The organism is Pseudoxanthobacter sp. (genome assembly GCF_036822375.1).
Lineage (GTDB): Bacteria > Pseudomonadota > Alphaproteobacteria > Rhizobiales > Segnochrobactraceae > Pseudoxanthobacter.
The window spans coordinates 1-2943 of sequence record NZ_DAISHT010000318.1; the positions used below are offsets into that span (position 1 = coordinate 1).

The 2943-nt window shown below is 71.8% G+C and carries 3 protein-coding genes; 1 reads left to right on the forward strand and 2 read right to left on the reverse strand.

Annotation, left to right across the window (positions count from 1 at the left end; genetic code table 11):
* Positions 1–60 precede the first annotated feature (60 nt).
* Positions 61–1590, forward strand: a complete 1530-nt coding sequence (locus V7067_RS17065; protein ID WP_334177088.1) for a YifB family Mg chelatase-like AAA ATPase — start codon at positions 61–63, stop codon at positions 1588–1590.
* A 7-nt stretch (positions 1591–1597) separates the two neighbouring features.
* Here the strand turns inward: V7067_RS17065 and trmB are convergent, their stop codons facing one another.
* Positions 1598–2290, reverse strand: coding sequence for a tRNA (guanosine(46)-N7)-methyltransferase TrmB (trmB, locus tag V7067_RS17070; protein ID WP_334177086.1), 693 nt, complete (start codon positions 2288–2290; stop codon positions 1598–1600).
* A gap of 246 nt (positions 2291–2536) precedes the next feature.
* On the reverse strand, positions 2537–2943 hold a 407-nt coding region (locus V7067_RS17075), incomplete at its 5' end, for a methionine adenosyltransferase domain-containing protein (protein WP_334177087.1).

Consider the following 2943-nt stretch of genomic DNA (forward strand, 5'->3'; position numbering starts at 1 on the left):
GGCTGCACTTATGGTTGCAGCAGCGGTGCATTCAGGCGGAGGGGGGCGATGGTCAGCCAGATGGTCAGCCATGTCATGACGGTGGCGTTTCAGGGCATCGATGCGGTTCCGGTGGATGTGCAGGTGCAGATCGGCCCCGGTGCCGTGGCGTTCACCATCGTCGGTCTGGCCGATAAGGCGGTGGGCGAAAGCCGGGAGCGGGTGCGGGCGGCCCTGATCGCCTCCGGCCTGTCGCTGCCGGCAAAGCGCATCACCGTCAATCTGGCGCCGGCCGATCTGCCCAAGGAGGGCAGCCATTACGACCTGCCCATCGCGCTCTGCCTGCTGGCCGCCATGGGCATCGTGTCCGGCGAGGCGCTGGCGGAATGGATGGTGCTGGGCGAACTGGCGCTCGACGGCACCATTGCCCCGGTCGCCGGCGCGCTGCCGGCGGCCATCGGCGCCCATGCCGCCGGGCGCGGCCTGATCTGCCCGGCGGCCTGCGGGCCGGAGGCGGCGTGGGCCGGCGAGGCGGTGCCGGTGATCGCGCCGGCCAGCCTCATCGCCCTCGTCAATCATTTCCGCGGCACGCAGCTGCTCGCCCGGCCCGAACCGCGCATGCGCGAGGTCGCGGCCCCGCTTGCCGACCTGCGCGAGGTGAAGGGGCAGGAAACTGCCAAGCGGGCGCTGGAGATCGCCGCCGCCGGCGGCCACAACCTGCTGTTCATCGGGCCGCCGGGCTCCGGCAAGTCGATGCTGGCGCAGCGCCTGCCGTCCATTCTGCCGGCGCTCGGCGCGCGGGAGCTGCTGGAAGTCTCGATGATCCATTCGGTCGCCGGTCAGCTGCCCGACGGGCGGCTGAGCGACCGGCGGCCGTTCCGCGCGCCGCACCATTCCGCCTCCATGGCCGCGCTGGTGGGCGGCGGCATGCGGGCCCGGCCCGGCGAGGTGTCACTCGCCCATAACGGCGTGCTGTTTCTCGACGAGTTGCCGGAGTTCCAGCCGCAGGTGCTGGATGCGCTGCGCCAGCCGCTGGAAAGCGGCGAGGCGGTCATTGCCCGCGCCAATCACCGCGTCGCCTATCCGGCGCGGGTGCAGCTGGTGGCGGCGATGAACCCGTGTCGCTGCGGGCATGCGGGCGAGCCCGGCCACACCTGCCGGCGCGGGCCGCGCTGCGCGGCCGATTATCAGGCCCGGGTTTCCGGCCCGCTGCTGGACCGCATCGATCTGCGGGTGGAGGTGGCCGCCGTCAGTGCCGCCGATCTGGCCCTGCCGCCACCGGCGGAAGGCTCGGCCGAGGTTGCCGCCCGCGTTGCCGCCGCGCGGCAGCGGGCCGCGGCCCGCTATGCCGGCATGGGGTACGACGTTCGCCTCAATGCCGCTCTCGGGGCGGCGCAGGTGGAGGCGGTGGCCGCGCCCGATGCGGCCGGTCGCGCATTGCTGACGGCGGCGGCCGAGAGCTTCGGGCTGTCGGCACGCGGCTATCACCGCGTGCTGAAGGTTGCCCGCACCATTGCCGATCTCGACGGGTCGGACCGCGTGGGGCGCGACCATCTCGCCGAGGCGCTGGCCTTCCGCCGCCTTTCCGCGGCGTTTGCGGCGGCGGCGTGAGCGGCGCTCACAGCCGGCGGAAGGTGAGGTAGGCCGGCGGGCGGCCCTCGCGGATCGCCTTGGCTTCATAGCGCGTGCCCGGCCAGCCGGCCCAGGGCGTCTTCCAGTCCGCCGCCGTCTGCGCGGTCCAGACGAAATCGGGATGGGCGTGGACATGGTTCAGCGCCCAGTCGACATAGGTGTCGATGTCGCTGGCAAAGCGCAGTTCCGCACCCGGCTTCATCACCCGCGCCAGCCGGCTCAGCATGTCGGCGGAAATAAAGCGGCGCTTCCAGTGGCGCTTCTTCGGCCAGGGATCGGGATAGAGCAGATAGACCCGGTCGAGGCTTGCCGCCGGCAGCCAGTCGATCACCTCGCCGGCGTCGCGGTTATAGAGCCGGATGGCATCGAAGCCCTCGCGCTCGATGGCCGCCAGCGCCTTGGCCATGCCGTTGACGAACGGCTCGCAGCCGATGAAGCCGACATCGGGGTTCGTGCGGGCCTGATGCATCAGGTGCTCGCCGCCGCCGAAGCCGATTTCAAGCCAGACCGCGCGCACCGGCCGCGCGAACAGGCTCTTCGCATCGGCCGGGGGGGCGTCCGCGGTCGGCACCATCAGGCGCGGCAGCAGAGTTTCGGTCAGGTCTGCCTGATGTTCGCGCAGGGGCCGGCCCTGTCGCCGGCCGAAGAAGGCGTTGCGGCGCGGGGGATCGTCAGTCATCGGAAGCAGGCCTTCATCGGAAGCAAGCCGTCATCGGGAGTAAGCGGTCGTCGGGAGTAAGCCGTCGTCGTTGCGGCATTCGGATCGTGCAGGGTCCGGATTTCGCGCGGGCCGGGCAGCGGGCTGTCGCCGCCGGCGGCCGGACCGGCCACCGCATAGCCGAAAACGCCGCCAAAGAAAACGGCGCGGCCCCGGGGGCCGCGCCGCAGAAAAGACAGGCCGGTGCGCCCGCCGTCAGCGCCGGCTTCAGGCCACGGCCTTCTTCAGCGCCTCGGTCAGGTCGGTCTTCTCCCACGAGAAGCCGCCGTCCGCGTCCGGCGTGCGGCCGAAGTGGCCGTAGGCGGAGGTGCGGGCATAGATCGGGCGGTTGAGGGAGAGGTGCTGGCGGATGCCGCGCGGCGACAGGTCCATCACCTCGCGCGCCGCCTTCTCGATGGCGGCTTCCGGCACGGTGCCGGTGCCGTGCAGGTCGACATAGACGGCGAGCGGCTGCGACACGCCGATGGCATAGGCGATCTGCATGGTGCAGCGGTCGGCGAGACCGGCGGCAACCACGTTCTTCGCCAGATAGCGGGCGGCATAAGCGGCCGAACGGTCCACCTTGGTCGGATCCTTGCCGGAGAACGCACCGCCGCCATGGGGGGCCGCGCCGC